Origin of the sequence: Streptomyces shenzhenensis (assembly GCF_003688995.1) — a bacterium.
In the GTDB taxonomy this organism is placed as follows: domain Bacteria; phylum Actinomycetota; class Actinomycetes; order Streptomycetales; family Streptomycetaceae; genus Streptomyces; species Streptomyces shenzhenensis_A.
This window is the reverse complement of sequence record NZ_PENI01000004.1, coordinates 30,257-47,321: the sequence shown is the minus strand read 5'-3', so window position 1 is coordinate 47,321 and position 17,065 is coordinate 30,257. Positions and strand designations below refer to the sequence as shown.

Here is a 17,065-nt window from a genome sequence, read left to right as displayed (position 1 = left end):
CCGCGCGGCCATGGCTCCACCACTTGGGAACGGCGTACACACAACCGGGTACAGGCACAGACACAGCCGGCGGGCGGTGCTCGCGGGTGTCGCGGCCCTCGGCGCGCTGGGCGCTGCGGGCTGCTCACGCGTGCCCACGGCGTCCGCGACGAACGGCGGCGACCTGCTGGACCGGTTGCGGGCGCAGGGTGTCGTACGGCTCGGGATCGCGGGCGAAATACCCTTCGGGTACATCGACAAGGACGGCCGGCTGACCGGTGAGGCACCGGAGTTGGCGAAAGCCGTCTTCAAGCGGCTCGGCGTGGACACCGTGCAGCCGGTGCCGACCGAGTTCGGCTCGCTGATCCCCGGACTGAATTCGCAGCAGTTCGACGTCGTGGCCGCCGGAATGTATGTGAACCCCGACCGCTGCGCACAGGTGATCTTCGCCGACCCCGACTACCAGATGCTCGATTCCTTCATCGTGCGCAAGGGCAATCCGAAAGGGCTGCACGACTACGAGGACGTCGTCGCCAAGAAGGCCAGGTTCGCCACCGGGACCGGTTATGCCGAGATCCAGTACGCGGTCGAGGCCGGGTACGAGGAGAGCGACATCCTGATCGTCCCGGATCAGGTGGCCGGGCTGAACGCGGTCGAGGCCGGACGCGTCGACGTGTTCGCCGGGACCGCCCTGACCGCCCGTGAGGTGGTGAAGAAGTCCGCCAAGGCGGAGGCCACCGCGGCCTTCGCCCCGCTCGTCGACGGCAGACCGCACGTGGACGGGGGCGCGTTCGCCTTCCGGCCCACGGAGACGAGGCTCCGGGACGCCTTCAACACCGAGCTGCGCAAGCTGAAGAAGAGCGGTGAGCTGTTCCGCATCCTGCGGCCGTTCGGCTTCACGAAGGCCGAGATGACCGACCTCACCGCGAAGGAGCTGTGCGGCGGATGACCACCGGGCTCTGGGAACTCGTGCTCAAGGGGGTCTGGACCACGGTCCAGCTCCTGGTCCTCAGCGCGCTGCTGGCCGCGGCGGTCTCCTTCGTCGTCGGCATCGCGCGCACCCACCGGCTGCGCACCGTCCGCTTCGTCGCCGGTTTCTACACCGAGGTGTTCCGCGGCACCTCGGCACTCGTGATGATCTTCTGGGTGTTCTTCGTGCTGCCGATCGCCTTCGGCTGGCAGCTGGTGCCGATGTGGGCGGGCACGCTGGCGCTCGGGCTCACCTACGGCGCATACGGCTCGGAGATCGTTCGGGGGGCGCTGAACGCGGTCGACGCGGCGCAGAAGGAGGGCGGCATCGCCCTCGGCTTCACGCCCTGGCAGCGGCTGCGGCTGATCCTGCTGCCCCAGGCGGTGCCGGAGATGATCCCGTCGTTCTGCAACCTGGTGATCGAACTGCTCAAGGGCACCGCGCTGGTGTCCGTCATGGGCATGGGCGATCTGGCGTTCAGCGCCAACCTGGTGCGGCTGGCGCTCCAGGAGAGCGCCGAGGTCTACACCTACGTCCTGCTGATCTACTTCGTGATCGCCTTCGTGATCACCCGGCTGATGCGGGCGCTGGAGAAGCGGCTGAAGGCCGGGATCGGCAGGGACCCCGGGACGGAGCGGACCGCGCGTGCGGCCAAGCGCGCGCAGACGACCGGCGTGGGCGCCGCGGGCGGTGGTGCGGCATGACCTGGGACTGGAACGCCGTCGGCGACTTCATGCCGCACTTCTGGGACGGCCTGCTGGTCACCTTGCAGGCGCTGGCGCTCGGCTCGCTGCTCTCCTTCAGCCTGGGCCTGGTCTGGGCGCTGCTGATGCGGACCCCCACCCGCTGGGTGCGCTGGCCGGTGGGGGTGGTGACGGAGTTCGTCCGCAACACCCCGCTGCTGGTGCAGCTGTTCTTCCTCTTCTACGTGCTGCCCGAGTGGGGCCTGGCCTTCTCCGCGCTGACCACCGGCATCATCGCGATCGGGCTGCACTACTCGACGTACACGATGCAGGTCTACCGGGCCGGCATCGAGGCGGTGCCCGTCGGTCAGTGGGAGGCCGCGACGGCGCTGAGCCTGTCGGTGCGCCGCACCTGGACCGCGGTGATCCTGCCGCAGGCGGTCCGCCGGGTGGTGCCGCCGCTCGGCAACTACGCCATCTCGATGCTCAAGGACACGCCCATCCTGATGACGATCACCGTCCTGGAGATGCTGGGCCGGGCGCGGCTCTTCTCCCAGCAGCACTTCCAGTTCACCGAGCCGGTGACGGTGATCGGCGTGGCCTTCATCGTCATCTCCTTTCTCGCCTCCCTCCTTCTGCGCACCCTGGAGCGTCGTCTTGTCCGTTGAGACCAGTAAGCAGCCGGCCGCAGCCGAGGACCGTCCGGCCCGGCTGATCCACATGGCGGGGGTGACCAAGCGGTTCGGGGAGCACACGGTCCTGGACGGACTCGACCTGTCCGTGCGGACGGGCCGGCATGTCACCCTGATCGGCCCGTCCGGCTCCGGCAAGACCACGATCCTGCGGCTGCTGATGACGCTGGCCGAGCCGGACGAGGGCACGATCACGGTGGACGGGCAGCGGCTGTTCCCGGCCACCGAGAAGGAGGTCCGCGAGGTCCGCAAGAAGATCGGGATGGTGTTCCAGCAGTTCAACCTGTTCCCGAACATGACGGTGCTGCGGAACATCACGGAGGCCCCGGTCACCGTGCTCGGCCTGGACCGGGACGAGGCGGAGGCGCGCGCCCGCGAGCTGCTGGAGCTGGTCGGGCTCGGCGACAAGTGCGGCATGCGCCCGTCCCAGCTGTCCGGCGGCCAGCAGCAGCGGGTGGCGATCGCGCGGGCGCTGGCCATGCGGCCGCAGGTGCTGCTGCTCGACGAGGTGACCTCCGCGCTCGACCCCGAGCTGGTCGCGGGCGTCCTGGACCTGCTGCGGGACATCGCCCGCAGCACGGACATCACGATTCTGGCCGTGACCCACGAGATGAACTTCGCCCGGGACATCTCCGACCAGGTCCTGATGTTCGACGCCGGCCGGATCATCGAGGCGGGGCCGCCGGAGAAGATCTTCAGCGCTCCGGAGCACGACCGTACGCGGGAGTTCCTCGGTGCGGTCCTGTGACCGAATTTTTTTTCGCCGTGGCGGTGCAATTGCACCACGTGAGGGTGTCAACACAGCAGGTCACTCGCCGGGGTGTGACATAGGCATATGTCAGAGTGCCGACGTCCCAGTTGAGGGCCCCGTGATCTCACCGACACCTCCTCCGCACCGGACTCCTGCCGGTTATCGTGGAAGCGATCCGCTGTCCGGATTGCGGCCCAGAGAGCGAGTGCAGGGGGGACCACCGTGGCGCTGACGCACGAGCCGACCGCCCCGTACCACTCCGCCCAGGACGCCCTGCGCGTCCTGGAGACGGTGGCACGGAACACCACCGGCATCACCGACACCGAACTCGCCCGCCGGATCCGCCTGGGCCCCGAGCGGCTGACCGCGCTGCTGCGGATGCTGCGCCGCGAGGGATACGTCGAACAGGTCACCGACGGCGCGTACGTCACCGGGGAGGCGCTGCGCCGGCTCGGCTCCACGCACGACCGGGAGCAGGCGCTGCGCGACAAGCTCCAGCTCATGCTGGTCCGGCTGCGGGACTCGGTCGGCGCGGCCGTCTATCTGAGCCGGTACGTCGACGGCGAGGTGAAGGTCACCCAGTACGCCGACAGCCCGGCCACGCCCGCGGTCAACGAGTGGGTCGACTTCCGCTCCTCCGCGCACGCGACGGCGGTCGGCAAGAGCCTGCTGACCCAGCTCGACCACAACGCCCGCCGCGACCACCTCTCCCGGCACCGGATGGCCCGCCTCACCTCGCGCACCATCACCAGCGACCGGCTGCTGCTGTCCCGCCTGGAGTCCCAGCCGCCCACGGTGCCCGTGCTGGACCTCCAGGAGTACGCGGTCGGCACGGTGTGCGCGGCGGTGCCGATCACGGCGGGCTCCTCGGTGGGCTGTCTGGCGCTGTCGCTTCCGGTGGAGCACGCGCACCGGCTGCGGCAGGCCGCGAACACCCTGAACCGCAACGCGGCACCGGTACTGCTGTCACTGGCGATCTAGCCGGTGGTATGGACCACACCGCGGGCGCGGGGCCCCGAGAGGTCCGGAGCACCCTCGCGGACCGGGTAGTATTTTCTCCGTCGCCGACCGCGGGAAGCGGACGGCGGGAGTCATGCGCCGCTAGCTCAGTTGGTTAGAGCAGCTGACTCTTAATCAGCGGGTCCGGGGTTCGAGTCCCTGGCGGCGCACCGGTGAAGGGCCTCTCGTGGAGACGAGGGGCCCTTCGGCGTCCTCCGCGGTCAGTCGCCGGTACGCCCGCTCGCCCGGCGGCCGCCACCACACCGGATCGGCGCACCGCGGCCCCTCCCGGCGCAGCCCCGCCCGGTGGATCTTGTTGGTGGCGGTGACCGGCATCCGCTCCACCAGCCGGACGAACCGGGGCGCCATCTTCGTCCCGAGGTCGGGCTGGGCGGCGAGGAAGGCGGCGAAGTCCGCCGGGTCGAAGGTCCCCGCGATCGCCGCCATCACCTGGTCGCCGGTGACCGGGTCCGGCACCGCGTAGACGGCGACGGCGGCGGCGCCCGGATACCGGGCGAGGATGTTCTCGATCATCGCGGCGGCCAGGTTCTCGCCGTCGACCCGCAGCCGGTCGTCGCCGCGGCCCGCGAAGTAGAGGTAACCGTCGGCGTCGCGGCAGAACAGGTCCCCGGTCCAGTACCAGCCGCCCCGTCGCCGCCGCTCGGCCTCCGCCGCCGCATTGCGCCAGTACCCCTCGAAGGGGTTCGGCCCCCGGTTGACCAGCTCGCCTATCGCCATGTCACCGTTGAGCAGCCGGCCGGCCCCGTCGAAGCGGGCGGGCGGGCACTCCGCGCCGCTCTCCGGGTCGAGCACGGCCAGCCCGGGCGCCCCGCGCCCCACCGCCCCGGCGGGGGTACCGGGCGTCCACTGCACCGCCGCGCCGCCCTCCGAGGAGCCGTACCCCTCCACCAGCCGCACCCCGAACCGCCGCTCGAACCGCACCGCGTCCACCGCCCCCGCCTCGGTGCCGAAGCCCAGCCGCAGCGGGTTGTCCGCGTCGTCCGGGCGCGCCTCGGTGGCCAGCACGTACTGCACGGCCCGCCCGACGTAGGTGAAGTACGTCGCCCGGAACCGGCGTACGTCCGGCAGGAAGCCCGACGCGGAGAACCTTCGGCGCAGTGCCACCCCGGCGCCGGCCGTCAGCGCGGGCGCCCAGTCGGCGATCACCGCGTTGCCGTGGAACAGGGGCATGCAGACGTAGTGCACGCCGTCGGGGCCGAGGCCGAACTGCTCGACGAGGGAGCGGCCGGCGGCGGCCAGCCGTCCCTGCGAGCAGAGCGCGGCCTTGGGGGCGCCGGTGGAGCCGGAGGTGAAGCAGAGCAGAATGCGGTCGCCCGGGGTGGCCCGGGAGGGGTCGGGCACGGCGTCGGCGTAGGGGGCGAGCAGCTCGGCGTAGTCCGGGGCGTCGGTGATCAGCAGCCGTACGCCGGGCAGGTCGAGGCCGTCGAGGAGCGGCAGCTGGGACCGCTCGGTGACCAGCAGCGGGCACTCGGTGTGCCGGATGTCGCGGGCCAGTTCGGGGCCCCTGCGGGTGGGGTTGATCCCGGCGACCGCGGCGCCCGCGAGGGCGGCGGCGCCCAGCCACAGCGGGAACTCCGGGGTGTTGTCGAGCAGCACCCCGACGTGCGGTTCGGCTCCGGCCGGCAGCAGGTCGGCCAGGAGGGCCGCGCGGGCGGCGGCGCCGGCCGCGACCTCATGGTGGCTCAGCACCCGCTCCTCGAACCACAGCCCCGGCCGCCGGTCCCCCCACCGCGCGGCCACCAGCTCCGCCACTGTGCGCCTGATGGACTCCATGGGCGCGCAGGCTAGCTGACGCAGCGTCAGATGTGGAGAGGTGCAAGCCCGGGCGGCCCGTGCACGCCGGGCGCCGCTGCGCCGGCGCACACGGGCCTCAGCCGGACGAGGTCAGAACGTGACGTCGGAGCAGGCGTAGAACGCGTTGCCCGTGTCGGCGATCGTCCAGACCGCGAGGATGACGTGATGTCCGCTCAGGCCGCTCGGCAGGGTGCCGCTGTGCGAGAGCGTGGCCGGCGGCTGCTGGTTGTTGTAGGGGACCGTGAGGAACGGCGTGGTGGTGAGGTCCGCGCGGGACAGGGCGTGGTTCTGGTTCCAGCCCTGCTTGGTGACGTAGTACCGGAAGTCCGTCGTGGCGTGCCGCGCGGTGAACTGCCAGCGGAAGGTGTAGCTCTGGCCGCCGCTCACCTGGGTGGTCGGCCAGGCCCCGCCGGACGGCGTGGTCGGCGAGCTGAGCTGGGCGAACCGGCTCAGCCCGCCGTTGCAGAGCTGGCCGTCGGCGGGACCGGCGGCCGGGAAGCCCTTGGGGCCCTCGACGCTCTGCGGCTCCCACTGGATGTCGCCGCAGTTGGCCACGGTTCCGTTCTGGCAGAGCTTCTGCCTGCTGACGGGGAGGTCCGTGTAGCCGTGGCCGCTGGCCCCGCCGGAGGAGAGCGCAAGGGCTCCGGCGGTGGCCAGACCCACCACGACGGCGGACAACTTGGTCTGTGTGCGCATGCTGCCGCTCCTGGAGAACGTGGGGGAAGTTCACTGAGCCGTGCAGGTCTAGACCAAGTCTCAGATTATGACCGCCGATTGAGCATGTCCATACCAATCACGGGGCGGACTCCGTACGGCCCGAGCAGAAGGCGACCGTCAGGTCCCGCACCAGCATCTTGCGCTCGTAGTCGTCGAGTTCGACCAGCCCGCGCACGGTCAGCCGGGTCACCGTGTCCTCCACCGAGTCCACCACCGAGCTGAGCATGGAGGAACGTTGCTGCGCGTCGAGCGCGGCGATCCGGCGGCGGTGCATGGCCGCGGCGATCTCGGGCGCATACTCGGCCCGTACCGGCTGCACCGAGAACACCTCGAGCCCGATGCCCGCCGTGTCCGCCGCCACCAGCCGGGTCAGCGCCTCCCCCGCCGCCTCCGCGGCCCCCGGCGCCCCGCCCGGCATGTCCACCGGCACCCGGGCCAGCGCCGCCTCCACGCATTCCCGCAGATACGACTCGTGGTCCTCCACGCCGAGCACGGCCCGCGCGGTGTCCCGCACCCGCCACACCACGAGGACCACCACCCTGAGCGCGACCCCGTTGGCGTCGGCGGCCGGCATCGGCTTGCCACGCCAGTGCCGCAGCCGCACATCGACCCGGCGCCGCCGCAGCAGCGGGTTCACCCACATGAGGCCCGTGCGCCGCACGGTGCCCCGGTAACGGCCGAACAGACCGAGCACCCAGGCCCGGCCGGTCGCACCCCGGGCGAGCCCGCCGAAGCCCAGCACGCCGAGCGCCCCGGCCCCCGCGTACGCCGCCCACTGGGCCGGGCCCAGACCGGCGCCCACGTGTCCGGGCAGCCGCAGCGCCTGCACCGCCAGTTGCGGCAGCACCCCCGCCCACCAGGAGGTGGCCACGCACCCGGCGGCCCCGCCCAGACCGGCGAGCACCCCCACGGCCCCGGGCAGCACCCGCGCCGACCGCTCCACCAGCAGGGGGTCCACCTCGGGCACTCTCCGGGCCTGCACCGGCCCCGGCCGTCTGAGCCGCGGCTGCTCGCCGGTGCCCTGCCGGCGGGCCACCACCGCGGGCTTGAGCGGCACCGCCACCGGATGGGGATCGTCGCGGAACAACAGATGGACGGGGATCTCGGTGGTCGACTCGTTCTGGATCAACCGGGTCGGACGGGACGGCCCCTCCACGGGTCCCTCCGACTCGGGCGTATGTGACGTCGTTGCGCTCATGCGTGCCTCCAGCCTCCGCGCCAGATGCGTCATGACAGATAAGTGACAGGAACGGGATGGCCTAGGCGAACAGCCGCCGCCAGGTCTCCGGCCCCGGGTAGCCGTCCGCCGCGCCGCCCCGCCAGCCCTGGGCGCGCTGGAAGGCCTCGACGGCCCGCCGGTCCGCCTCGCCCCAGCGGGGTCCCGGCCCGGTGCTGTAGAAGCGGCCGTATCCCTTTTTGACCAGCTGTTGCCCCAACTGGGTGATGTACGCGTTGTTCGCACCCGGACGGAACATGCCGCGGCCGGGGTAGCCGGTCACGCCGTGCGAGGCGGGCGCGGGCGGGCCGGCCTTGCCGGCCCGGATGCTCTTGCCCTTCCCGGTCACCAGCAGCTCCCAGGTTCGCGGTCCCGGCAGGCCGTCCGCGTCCGCGCCGCTCCAGCCCTGGGCCCGCTGGAAGGCCTGGGTCGCCCGCCGGTCCGCGTCCGACCAGCGCGGCGTCGGCCCCTGGGTGTAGTAGGCCCGGCCGCCACGGGCGACCAGCATCTCGCCCAGCCGGGTGACGTACTTGTTGTTCGCGCCGGGTCCGAAATAGGCCGCCCCCGGGAACGGCCCGGCCTTGACCGCAGTGGCCGCCGCGGCGCCCGCCGCCCCGGTGGTGAGTCCCTTGTAGCGGTAGGGGACGTACTTGTCGGAGTTGCTCCAATAGGCGTACGGCGTGGCCTGCCGGCGAGTGCGCGGGGCCGTCTGCTCGTAGGCCGTGTAGTAGGTGTGCGTGTAGTCCGTCCAGCCTCCGAAGATGACGACGTGCGAGCCCTTCTGCGGGTCGGTGGGGTTGTGGAAGAGCAGAATGTCACCGGGTTGCAGATCCTCTTTCTTGATCTTCACACCGAACTTCGCGAGGCTGCCGGTCCACTCGTTGCCCGGCAGCTGCCAGGCCATCGAGACGAAGCCCGAGCAGTCCTGGCGGTAACCGTCGGACCAGTACGACGTCATGCTGTACGGCACCTGGGCGGCGACCCAGGTCTTGGCCCGGTTGATGATCTCCGTTCGGGTGACCGTGCGCTGGGCCGATCCGGTGGGCTTGCCGCCCGGACCGTGCAGCGGGGCCTCGCTGCCCTGCGGGGTGTCGGGTTCGGGGGCCGCCGGAAGGCCCGGCCGGTGCGGGGCGGCCGGAGCGAACGGGGCGGCGAGGGCGGGCACCGCGTGGCTCGCGGCGAGGGCGGACGTGGCGGCGGCCACGACCAGGGCCCCCCGGGCGGCCGGGTGCCCGCCGAACCGTCCGGGCAGCGCCCTCGGGCTCACCCGCCGCCAGTGAATGCATCCGGGACAATCGCAGTCGCTCACGGGATCGAATTCCTCGAATACCGGAGTCGCCATGCGATCCCCCTCACATTCCGGTGTGAAATGTCCGCTTCTGTGCACGTTGGTCAGTTTGTCAACTGTCATCGCCGCGCGCATGTTGACGGTCCGAATGATGTACGTACTCTTGGCGGACTCCCTTGCGCCGCCCGCCGGCGGTCGGGAGCACACCCCGAGGTCAGGTAGAGTTCTCGTGTCAGCAGGCGCCGCTAGCTCAGTTGGTTAGAGCAGCTGACTCTTAATCAGCGGGTCCGGGGTTCGAGTCCCTGGCGGCGCACCATGACGATGGCGAGCTACGTCCGTAGGAAATACGGATCATGCTCGCCATCATTGTTACTGCGCGCCTGCGTCGATGTTTGGCCGGATACGCTCTGGCCATGGCAGCCCGAGACCTACAGGAGCGGATCAAGAAGCTCATCGTCGACCGACGGCTGCCCTCCGGGGCGCCGCTGCCGACCGAGCCCGAGCTGATGGAGTTCCTCGGCGCGAGCCGGAACTCGGTACGGGAGGCGCTGAAGGCCCTCCAGGCGATGGGCATCGTGGAGATCCGGCACGGCTTCGGCACCTACGTCGGCCCGATGTCCCTCGCCCCGATGGTCGAGGGCCTCGCCTTCCGCACCCTCGCCGGACATCACCGGGGCGAGGACTCCCTGCTCCAGCTGCTCGAACTGCGCGAGGCCATGGAGGCGGGACTGGTCTCCCGGCTGGCCGGGCGGCTCCCCGAGGCCGACCTGACCGAACTGGCGGCGCTCGTCGACCGCATGGAAGAGCGGGCCGCGCAGGGCGCCGGCCTCACCGAGACCGACCGAGCGTTTCACGCCATGCTCTACCGGGGGCTGGACAACGTCCTGCTGAGCGAGGTGCTGGAGGCGTTCTGGGACGCCTTCCACCGCGTACAGCGGGATCTGGTGGAGGTGGCGGAGGAGCCGCGGGTCACCGGCCGCCGGCACCGGGAGATCCTGGACGCGGTACGGTCCGGCGATTCCATACGGGCGGAGAAGGCCATAAGAGACCACTTCGGCAATATCCGCGCCCGACTGTCCGACGCTGTCATGACGCGCCCACAGGATCCCCACACGCACCACAATGAGCGCGTATGACCGGCAAACACCCCGTTTCGCATCTTGCGATCATGCTGAGCACCGTAGAAACCTGGATGTTCAAGCTGTCGCCGATATGCGGCACTTGGGGGGCAGGGGAACCGGTTGCCGGAACGACGGGGAGAGGGGACCCGTCACATAGGCGGATGCCGCGGGGGGCACCCTGCAACCGGAACGTCGCGGTTCCATGTCGATAAGGTGTGGAAGACGTGGTGACTGTGACCCACCACTGGCGCCGTGAAGGTCACGGGGGACCCGAACGGGCACAAGGAACCGACTGACACGCGGTGTTCCGCGTGTGGGGGGATGACTCATGACGTCGACGCCGACGGGCGCCCGGCAGAACTTCGACCCGTCACAGACCACACAGCTCAGGGTGCCTGGGCACCGCACCGGCAACACGGGGACCTTCCGCCGGATCAAGAAGAACCTGCCGAGATACGACTACGAGCACTACAGCCGGCTGGCGGGCCCCCTCACCCAGCCCGACCCCGGCAAGCCGTACCGGGTGCAGTACCGCTCGCTGCTCTCGCAGGAGCCGCACCGCATACGCGCCGCGCTCATGCTCGGCGCGGCCCCGCTGCTCTCGCTGGTCCTGCTGGCCTGGCTGCTCCAGCCCGAGCACTGGACCGAACGCGACTACCCCGCCTACGGCTTCCTGCCCGCGCTCGACATCGTGATGCTGGTCTCGATCGGACTGATCGAACTCTTCCGCTGTATGAACGTCCTGTCGAACGCGCACGCCACGCTGGTCGCCCGCGACCCCGTCCCGGTGGTTCCCGAGACCGGCACCAAAGTCGCCTTCCTGACCTCCTTCGTGCCCGGCAAGGAGCCGCTGGAGATGGTGACCAAGACCCTGGAGGCGGCCGTCCGGCTGCGCCACCGGGGCCTGCTGCACATCTGGCTGCTCGACGAGGGTGACGACCCGGAGGTCAAGGAGGTCTGCGCCCGGCTCGGCGTCCACCACTTCTCCCGCAAGGGCGTCGAGAAGTGGAACCGGCCCAAGGGCCCGCACCGCGCCAGGACCAAGCACGGCAACTACAACGCCTGGCTCGAGGCGCACGGCAACGAGTACGACTTCTTCGCCTCGGTCGACACCGACCATGTGCCGCTGCCCAACTACCTGGAGCGGATGCTGGGTTACTTCCGCGACCCGGACGTCGGCTTCGTCATCGGCCCGCAGGTGTACGGCAACTACGACACCTTCGTCACCAAGGCCGCCGAGTCGCAGCAGTTCCTCTTCCACGCGCTGATCCAGCGCGCCGGCAACCGGTACGGCGCCCCGATGTTCGTGGGCACGTCGAACGCCGTACGCATCAGGGCGATCAAGCAGATCGGCGGCCTGTACGACTCGATCACCGAGGACATGGCCACCGGCTTCGAGATGCACCGCGCCAAGAACCCGGCCACCGGCCGGAAGTGGAAGTCGGTGTACACGCCGGACGTGCTCGCGGTCGGCGAGGGCCCGAACGCCTGGACCGACTTCTTCACCCAGCAGCTGCGCTGGTCGCGGGGCACCTACGAGACGATCCTCAAGCAGTACTGGAAGGGCTTCTTCTCGCTGCCGCCCGGCAAGCTCTTCAACTACACCATGATGATCATCTTCTATCCGATGTCCGCCCTCAACTGGATCCTGGCGGCGCTGAGTTGCGCGCTGTTCCTGGGCCTGGGCGCCTCGGGTGTGAACATCGACCCGACGGTGTGGCTGATGCTCTACGGCAACGCCTCCGCGCTCCAGATCGGCCTGTACATCTGGAACCGCCGGCACAATGTCTCGCCGCACGAGCCGGAGGGCTCAGGCGGTGTCGCCGGTATGGTGATGTCCGCGCTGTCCGCGCCGATCTACGCCCGCTCGCTGATGGACGCCGTGCTGCGCCGCAAGAGCAAGTTCGTGGTGACACCCAAGGGCGAGTCGGCCAGCCCCGACACGCTGTTCGGGACGTTCCGGATCCACTGGTTCTTCATCCTGGTCTTCGGCGGGTCGCTCACCGCCGGCTTCGTCTTCGGACACTCCCACCCGGCGATGATCACCTGGGCCGTCTTCGCCATGCTGATCACCGCGGCGCCGGTCTTCGCCTGGCGGTACATGCTCCGGCAGGAGCGCAAGCGGCCCGCGGCCGACCCGCAGGACACGGCGTCGGCCGTCACGGCATCGGACACCGCGGCGGCCGGCCACGAGCCGCAGGACACGACGGCTGCGCCGCACGCGCCGCAGCAGCGGCCCACCTGGGCCGCCTCGAACGGGACCAACGAGCAGACCATGCAAATCGCCCTGGGCGGACTTGGGGGACGTAAGGAATGAACGACAGTGCCGGTCGCCGCCGTGCTCGTCGACTCGCGATAGGCACGGCGGTGGTGCTCGCGCTGGCCGGGATGAACGGGCCGTGGCTGTACCGCTTCGGGACCGAGAAATACCACCAGTACAAGATCGACAGACCCGAGTACAAGGCCGCCAACGGCAAGTGGGACATCATCGAGTTCCCCGAGGAGTACCGCCAGCACACCATCCACGCGGCGCTCCTGCGCACCGGCAAGGTGCTGCTGATAGCGGGCTCGGGCAACGACCAGGAGAACTTCGACGCGAAGAAGTTCGACACCCGCATCTGGGACCCGGTCAAGGGCACGATCAAGAAGGTGCCCACGCCCAACGACCTGTTCTGCACCGGCCACACCCAGCTGGCCGACGGCAATCTGCTCATCGCCGGCGGGACCAAGCGGTACGAGAAGCTCAAGGGCGACGTCACCAAGGCCGGCGGCCTGATGGTCGTGCACAACGAGAACCCCGACAAGCCGATCACGCTGCCCGCGGGCACCAAGTTCACCGGCAAGGACAACGGCAAGACCTTCGTGTCGAAGGACCCGGTCCTGGTGCCGCGCGCGAAGAAGGTCTTCGACCAGGCGACCGGCGCCTTCCTGCGCAACGACCCGGGGCTCGGCCGGATCTACGTAGAGGCGAAGCAGAGCGGCACCCAGTACGAGACCGGCACCCAGGACAACTACCGGATCCAGGGGCTGACCGGCGCCGACGCGCGCAACACGTACGGCATCGCGCAGAAGCTCGCCCTCGACAAGAAGGACTTCCAGGGGATCCGGGACGCCTTCGAGTTCGACCCGGTCGCCGAGAAGTACATCAAGGTCGACCCGATGAACGAGGCCCGCTGGTACCCGACGCTGACCACGCTCAGCGACGGCAAGATCCTCAGCGTCTCCGGTCTCGACGACATCGGGCAGCTGGTCCCGGGCAAGAACGAGATCTTCGACCCGAAGACCAAGAAGTGGACGTACACCGAGAAGATCCGGCAGTTCCCCACCTATCCGGCCCTGTTCCTGATGGAGAACGGGAAGATCTTCTACTCCGGCTCCAACGCGGGCTACGGCCCCGACGACGTGGGCCGCGACCCCGGCATCTGGGACGTGGACACCAACAAGTTCACCAAGCTGCCCGGGATGAGCGACGCGGACCTGATGGAGACCTCCGGCACGGTGCTGCTGCCGCCCGCGCAGGACGAGAAGTACCTGGTGATCGGTGGCGGCGGGGTCGGTGAGTCCAAGGTGGCCAGCAAGAAGACCCGGCTGATCGATCTGAAGGCCGCGAACCCGACGTTCAAGGACGGGCCGTCGCTGGAGAAGGGCACCCGCTATCCGCAGTCCTCGGTCCTGCCCGACGACACCGTGCTGGTGTCGGGCGGTTCGGAGGACTACCGGGGGCGCAGCGACTCCAACATCCACCAGGCGCGGATCTACCACCCGGACAGCAACAGCTTCACCCAGGTCGCCGACCCGCTGGTGGGCCGCAACTACCACTCCGGTTCGATCCTGCTGCCCGACGGGCGGGTGATGTTCTTCGGGTCCGACTCGCTGTACGCGGACAAGGCGAACACCAAGCCGGGGAAGTTCGAGCAGCGCATCGAGATCTACACGCCGCCGTATCTCTACCGGGACTCACGGCCCTCGCTGTCCGGCGGGCCGCAGACGATCGCCCGCGGCGCCTCGGGGACCTTCACCTCCGGGCAAGCCTCGACGATCAAGAAGGTCCGGCTGATCCGGCCCAGCGCCACCACCCATGTGACGGACATCGACCAGCGGTCCGTCGCGCTGGACTTCACCACGTCCGGGGACAAGATCACGGTGACCGTGCCGAAGGGCCGGAACCTGGTGCAGTCCGGGTGGTACATGCTGTTCGTGGACGACGCCCAGGGGACGCCCTCGGAGGCGCAGTGGGTGCACGTACCGTAGCGCTGCGCTGGCTTGGGCAGCGGGCGGTGCGGGTCTGACTCTGGGTGCCGTGGCGCTCCCGCGGGTCCGACTTTGGGTGCGGGAGCGCTGTGGCTGGTCGCACAGTTCCCCGCGCCCCTTCGGGGCTCGGGCCTACGTCAGTTGGAAGCTCTTGCCAGGTTCAGGGCGTAGGTGGGCCACCAGGCTCCTGCCTTGGGGCCTCCCTTGCATTCGCCGTCCGACTCTCCCGGGCGTTTGACCCACAGGTAGGCGTCCACCAGAGGGGCCGCCGTCTTCGTCGTCGGCGGCTCGCCCAGCGCCCGGCCCGGCGGGTTGCACCAGCGTTCGTCCGGACTGCCGCCCGTGTAGGGGCCGTTGCCGTTGCGGCTGGTGTCGATGACGAAGTGCTTGTCGCCGACCTTCGCCGAGAGCTGCTTGCCGTAGGCGAGGGACTCCTCGGTGGAGTAGAAGTTGGAGACGTTGACGGCGAAGCCGTCCGCCCGGTCGACGCCGGCCCATCGGAGCGGCTCGAAGATCTGGTCGGGGTGGCCCCAGCCGGCGTTGCCCGCGTCCAGGTACACCTTGGTGTTCTTCAGGGACTTGAGCTTGGCGACGGCGCCCTTGAGCAGGTCGTAGCGCTCCTCGTGGAGCTCGTCCGGGGCGCAGCCGTTGACCAGGTGGAGCACGGCGTCCGGCTCCAGGACCACCATCGCCGGCCGGTCGCCGATGCCCCGGGCGACACCGTCGATCCAGGCACGGTAGGCGTCGCCGTCAGCGGCCCCGCCCTGTGAGTACTGGCCGCAGTCGCGGTGCGGGATGTTGTAGAGGACGAGCAGCGCCGTACGGTCGGACTCGTCGGCGGCCTCGGTGAAGCCGCGCGCCTCCCGCTCCGGGTTCTCCGTGCCGATCCACTCCGCCGTCGGCTGTTCGGCGATCTTTCTGATCTGGTCGGCCTCGGCGTCCTTGCCGTCCTTCTCGTAGGCGGCGACCTGGCGGGCCGCGGTCCCGTCCGGGTTCACCCAGAACGGGTCGGCGCCCTTGGGCTGTTGGGTGATCCGGGCGCCCGCGTCGCCCGGTTCCTTCCCGTCGTCCGACGAGGAGCATCCGGTGACCAGGAGCGCCGCCCCCAGCACCGCCGCGGACGCCCGTGCCCGTGCCGAAGCCGGGACCCCCCTGCTGACGTACATCCAACCCCCTGGGTGCACTCTTCCGAGGCTCAATCGTGGCATACCCGCCGTGCCGGTCACGAGGCCGCGGCTGTCCTGCCGAGCTTACGGAAGGCGGGCGGCGCGGCGCCTCACCGGCCGGTTCCGGTCAGGTACGCCGACACCGCCACGTTCGCCGAGGAGTCGTCGCCCGCCCGGTCGACGGTGCCGTCGCAGGTGATCAGCCACAGCTCGGCGCGGCCCGCCCGGTGCGGCCGTCGGGACTGCCCGGCGTCGCAGCCGTCGTGGGGCAGCACCCGCACGTCGGCCACGGTGAACTCGGCGACCGTGCCGTCGTCGCGGGTCACCCGGACCGTCTCACCGGGCCGCAGGGCGCCGATCCGGTGGAGGACGGCGGGCCGGGTCCCGGTGTCCGCCCGGCCCACCAGGACGGCGGTCCCGGCCGACCCCGGCCGCGGCCCGGCGGCGTGCCAGCCCACCGCTCCGGGCCGGGTGGACGACGGCGGTGCGGTCGCGTCCCGCCCGTCGGGGCCGCGGCCGACGACGGGTACCCGCACCCCGAGTCCGGGGATCTCCAGGCGCTGGGGCAGGGCGTCCGCCAACGGCTCGGCCGCCGGGGGCAGTTCGGCTCCGGCGGGGCGCCCCACCGCGGCCATGTCACCCGTCGTCGGCCCGAACACCCCCGGTGGTACGTCGGCCGCCTCGCGGGCCCACAGCCACAGCCCGAGCAGCAGCAGCGCCCCGGCCAGGCCGGTGACCAGTCGGCCGGCTCCGGCGTGGCGCACACCGTCGGACATGGCGGCGGACGCTCTCAGTCCTTGTCGCGGCTGCGGCGGGCGCTGCGCAGCCCGACGGCGACCGCGGCAAGGCCGACCAGGACGATACCGATCACCGCGTGCACCAGGCCGGGACCTGCGGAGCGGATGGCGACGGAGGCGAAGTAGGCGGGGTCATCGCCCGCCGTGTCGAGCGCGGCGACGGGCGCGGCAGGGACAGCGGGCACGGCAGGAGCAGCGGGCGCGGCGGGGACGACGGCGGTCGGGGGCGCGGCGCCGGCCACCGTGACGGTGCCCGTGATCCGCTGACCGCCGCAGGCGATCCGCACGTCGTACGGGCCCGGCGGGGCCACCGGACGGATCCGGGTCCGGCCGGTGAGGGTGCCGGCCGCGCCGGTGAGGACACCGGCGGCGGCGAACGCGTCGGAGACCGCGGTGCCCGTGCTCGCGTCACAGCCAGTGACCCGCAGGGCCACATCGGCGCCGGGGGCGGGGGCGGCCGGAGCCACCGAGACTCCGTCGCCGTCCGCCGCGTACGCCGCCGGGGTGAGCGCCACGGCGGCCAGGATTCCTGTACCGAGAGTGAGGGGTAGTGAGCCCATCGTGAGACCTCCAGTACCTGGAGGCTCCCTCGTGGGCCACGGACCCGCATCCTCGACGGC

General features: G+C 70.7%; 15 protein-coding genes and 2 tRNA genes. 10 read left to right on the top strand and 7 right to left on the bottom strand.

Annotated features, from left to right (window positions below; all coding sequences use genetic code 11):
* The first annotated feature begins 10 nt into the window (after positions 1 to 10).
* The 6 genes from ehuB (at position 11) to CTZ28_RS07935 (ending at position 4,244) form a co-directional block, all read left to right on the top strand.
* Entirely contained in the window at positions 11 to 928 is a 918-nt protein-coding gene (ehuB, locus tag CTZ28_RS07960) for an ectoine/hydroxyectoine ABC transporter substrate-binding protein EhuB (protein ID WP_121888558.1), read from the top strand.
* Positions 925 to 1,653, top strand: coding sequence for an ectoine/hydroxyectoine ABC transporter permease subunit EhuC (gene ehuC, locus CTZ28_RS07955; protein WP_121888557.1), 729 nt, complete (start codon positions 925 to 927; stop codon positions 1,651 to 1,653). Before ehuB ends, ehuC begins: the two co-directional genes overlap by 4 nt.
* On the top strand, positions 1,650 to 2,300 hold the full coding sequence (gene ehuD / locus CTZ28_RS07950; protein WP_121888556.1) for an ectoine/hydroxyectoine ABC transporter permease subunit EhuD: 651 nt from the start codon (positions 1,650 to 1,652) through the stop codon (positions 2,298 to 2,300). Before ehuC ends, ehuD begins: the two co-directional genes overlap by 4 nt.
* 52 nt (positions 2,301 to 2,352) lie before the next feature.
* Positions 2,353 to 3,072, top strand: coding sequence for an amino acid ABC transporter ATP-binding protein (locus CTZ28_RS07945; protein ID WP_121888555.1), 720 nt, complete (start codon positions 2,353 to 2,355; stop codon positions 3,070 to 3,072).
* Between the two features lie 225 nt (positions 3,073 to 3,297).
* Positions 3,298 to 4,056, top strand: coding sequence for an IclR family transcriptional regulator (locus CTZ28_RS07940; RefSeq protein ID WP_121888554.1), 759 nt, complete (start codon positions 3,298 to 3,300; stop codon positions 4,054 to 4,056).
* Between the two features lie 114 nt (positions 4,057 to 4,170).
* A tRNA-Lys gene (locus tag CTZ28_RS07935) sits at positions 4,171 to 4,244 on the top strand.
* Here CTZ28_RS07935 and CTZ28_RS07930 read toward each other — a convergent pair.
* From CTZ28_RS07930 to CTZ28_RS07915, 4 genes are all read right to left on the bottom strand, one after another.
* Positions 4,210 to 5,868, bottom strand: coding sequence for an AMP-binding protein (locus CTZ28_RS07930; protein ID WP_121888553.1), 1,659 nt, complete (start codon positions 5,866 to 5,868; stop codon positions 4,210 to 4,212). The two genes, CTZ28_RS07935 and CTZ28_RS07930, sit on opposite strands and share 35 nt — an antisense overlap.
* A 111-nt stretch (positions 5,869 to 5,979) precedes the next feature.
* Positions 5,980 to 6,585 carry a lytic polysaccharide monooxygenase auxiliary activity family 9 protein gene (locus CTZ28_RS07925; RefSeq protein WP_121888552.1) on the bottom strand — a complete coding sequence of 202 codons (606 nt, stop codon included), beginning with the start codon at positions 6,583 to 6,585 and terminating at the stop codon, positions 5,980 to 5,982.
* Positions 6,586 to 6,682: 97 nt separating this feature from the next.
* On the bottom strand, positions 6,683 to 7,804 hold the full coding sequence (locus tag CTZ28_RS07920) for an SPFH domain-containing protein (protein WP_121888551.1): 1,122 nt from the start codon (positions 7,802 to 7,804) through the stop codon (positions 6,683 to 6,685).
* 61 nt (positions 7,805 to 7,865) lie between these two features.
* Positions 7,866 to 9,164, bottom strand: coding sequence for a peptidoglycan-binding protein (locus tag CTZ28_RS07915; RefSeq protein WP_121888550.1), 1,299 nt, complete (start codon positions 9,162 to 9,164; stop codon positions 7,866 to 7,868).
* A gap of 185 nt (positions 9,165 to 9,349) precedes the next feature.
* On the opposite strand from CTZ28_RS07915, the gene CTZ28_RS07910 reads away from it, so the two are divergent.
* From CTZ28_RS07910 to glxA, 4 genes are all read left to right on the top strand, one after another.
* Positions 9,350 to 9,426: transfer RNA gene (locus CTZ28_RS07910), tRNA-Lys, on the top strand.
* A gap of 97 nt (positions 9,427 to 9,523) precedes the next feature.
* Complete coding sequence (locus CTZ28_RS07905; RefSeq protein WP_121888549.1) at positions 9,524 to 10,246, top strand: FadR/GntR family transcriptional regulator; 723 nt, start codon at positions 9,524 to 9,526, stop codon at positions 10,244 to 10,246.
* Between the two features lie 313 nt (positions 10,247 to 10,559).
* On the top strand, positions 10,560 to 12,548 hold the full coding sequence (locus CTZ28_RS07900) for a glycosyltransferase family 2 protein (RefSeq protein ID WP_121888548.1): 1,989 nt from the start codon (positions 10,560 to 10,562) through the stop codon (positions 12,546 to 12,548).
* Positions 12,545 to 14,482 carry a radical copper oxidase GlxA gene (gene glxA, locus CTZ28_RS07895; RefSeq protein WP_121888547.1) on the top strand — a complete coding sequence of 646 codons (1,938 nt, stop codon included), beginning with the start codon at positions 12,545 to 12,547 and terminating at the stop codon, positions 14,480 to 14,482. The genes CTZ28_RS07900 and glxA overlap by 4 nt, the downstream gene beginning before the upstream one ends.
* 137 nt (positions 14,483 to 14,619) lie before the next feature.
* Here glxA and CTZ28_RS07890 read toward each other — a convergent pair whose 3' ends face one another.
* From CTZ28_RS07890 to CTZ28_RS07880, 3 genes are all read right to left on the bottom strand, one after another.
* Positions 14,620 to 15,648, bottom strand: a complete 1,029-nt coding sequence (locus tag CTZ28_RS07890; RefSeq protein WP_121888546.1) for a glycoside hydrolase family 6 protein — start codon at positions 15,646 to 15,648, stop codon at positions 14,620 to 14,622.
* Between the two features lie 110 nt (positions 15,649 to 15,758).
* Positions 15,759 to 16,424: a sortase domain-containing protein gene (locus CTZ28_RS07885; protein ID WP_121888545.1), complete on the bottom strand. Its 666-nt coding sequence runs from the start codon at positions 16,422 to 16,424 to the stop codon at positions 15,759 to 15,761.
* A gap of 14 nt (positions 16,425 to 16,438) precedes the next feature.
* Positions 16,439 to 17,005 carry a hypothetical protein gene (locus CTZ28_RS07880; RefSeq protein WP_121888544.1) on the bottom strand — a complete coding sequence of 189 codons (567 nt, stop codon included), beginning with the start codon at positions 17,003 to 17,005 and terminating at the stop codon, positions 16,439 to 16,441.
* Positions 17,006 to 17,065: the final 60 nt, after the last annotated feature.

Coding starts and splice junctions, on each gene's coding strand:
- ehuD (WP_121888556.1), top strand. CDS start 1,650: ATGACCTGGGACTGGAACGCCGTCGGCGACTTCATGCCGCACTTCTGG.
- ehuC (WP_121888557.1), top strand. CDS start 925: ATGACCACCGGGCTCTGGGAACTCGTGCTCAAGGGGGTCTGGACCACG.
- CTZ28_RS07925 (WP_121888552.1), bottom strand. CDS start 6,585: ATGCGCACACAGACCAAGTTGTCCGCCGTCGTGGTGGGTCTGGCCACC.
- ehuB (WP_121888558.1), top strand. CDS start 11: ATGGCTCCACCACTTGGGAACGGCGTACACACAACCGGGTACAGGCAC.
- CTZ28_RS07930 (WP_121888553.1), bottom strand. CDS start 5,868: ATGGAGTCCATCAGGCGCACAGTGGCGGAGCTGGTGGCCGCGCGGTGG.
- CTZ28_RS07920 (WP_121888551.1), bottom strand. CDS start 7,804: ATGAGCGCAACGACGTCACATACGCCCGAGTCGGAGGGACCCGTGGAG.
- glxA (WP_121888547.1), top strand. CDS start 12,545: ATGAACGACAGTGCCGGTCGCCGCCGTGCTCGTCGACTCGCGATAGGC.
- CTZ28_RS07900 (WP_121888548.1), top strand. CDS start 10,560: ATGACGTCGACGCCGACGGGCGCCCGGCAGAACTTCGACCCGTCACAG.
- CTZ28_RS07885 (WP_121888545.1), bottom strand. CDS start 16,424: ATGTCCGACGGTGTGCGCCACGCCGGAGCCGGCCGACTGGTCACCGGC.
- CTZ28_RS07890 (WP_121888546.1), bottom strand. CDS start 15,648: ATGTACGTCAGCAGGGGGGTCCCGGCTTCGGCACGGGCACGGGCGTCC.
- CTZ28_RS07880 (WP_121888544.1), bottom strand. CDS start 17,005: ATGGGCTCACTACCCCTCACTCTCGGTACAGGAATCCTGGCCGCCGTG.
- CTZ28_RS07905 (WP_121888549.1), top strand. CDS start 9,524: ATGGCAGCCCGAGACCTACAGGAGCGGATCAAGAAGCTCATCGTCGAC.
- CTZ28_RS07915 (WP_121888550.1), bottom strand. CDS start 9,164: ATGGCGACTCCGGTATTCGAGGAATTCGATCCCGTGAGCGACTGCGAT.
- CTZ28_RS07945 (WP_121888555.1), top strand. CDS start 2,353: ATGGCGGGGGTGACCAAGCGGTTCGGGGAGCACACGGTCCTGGACGGA.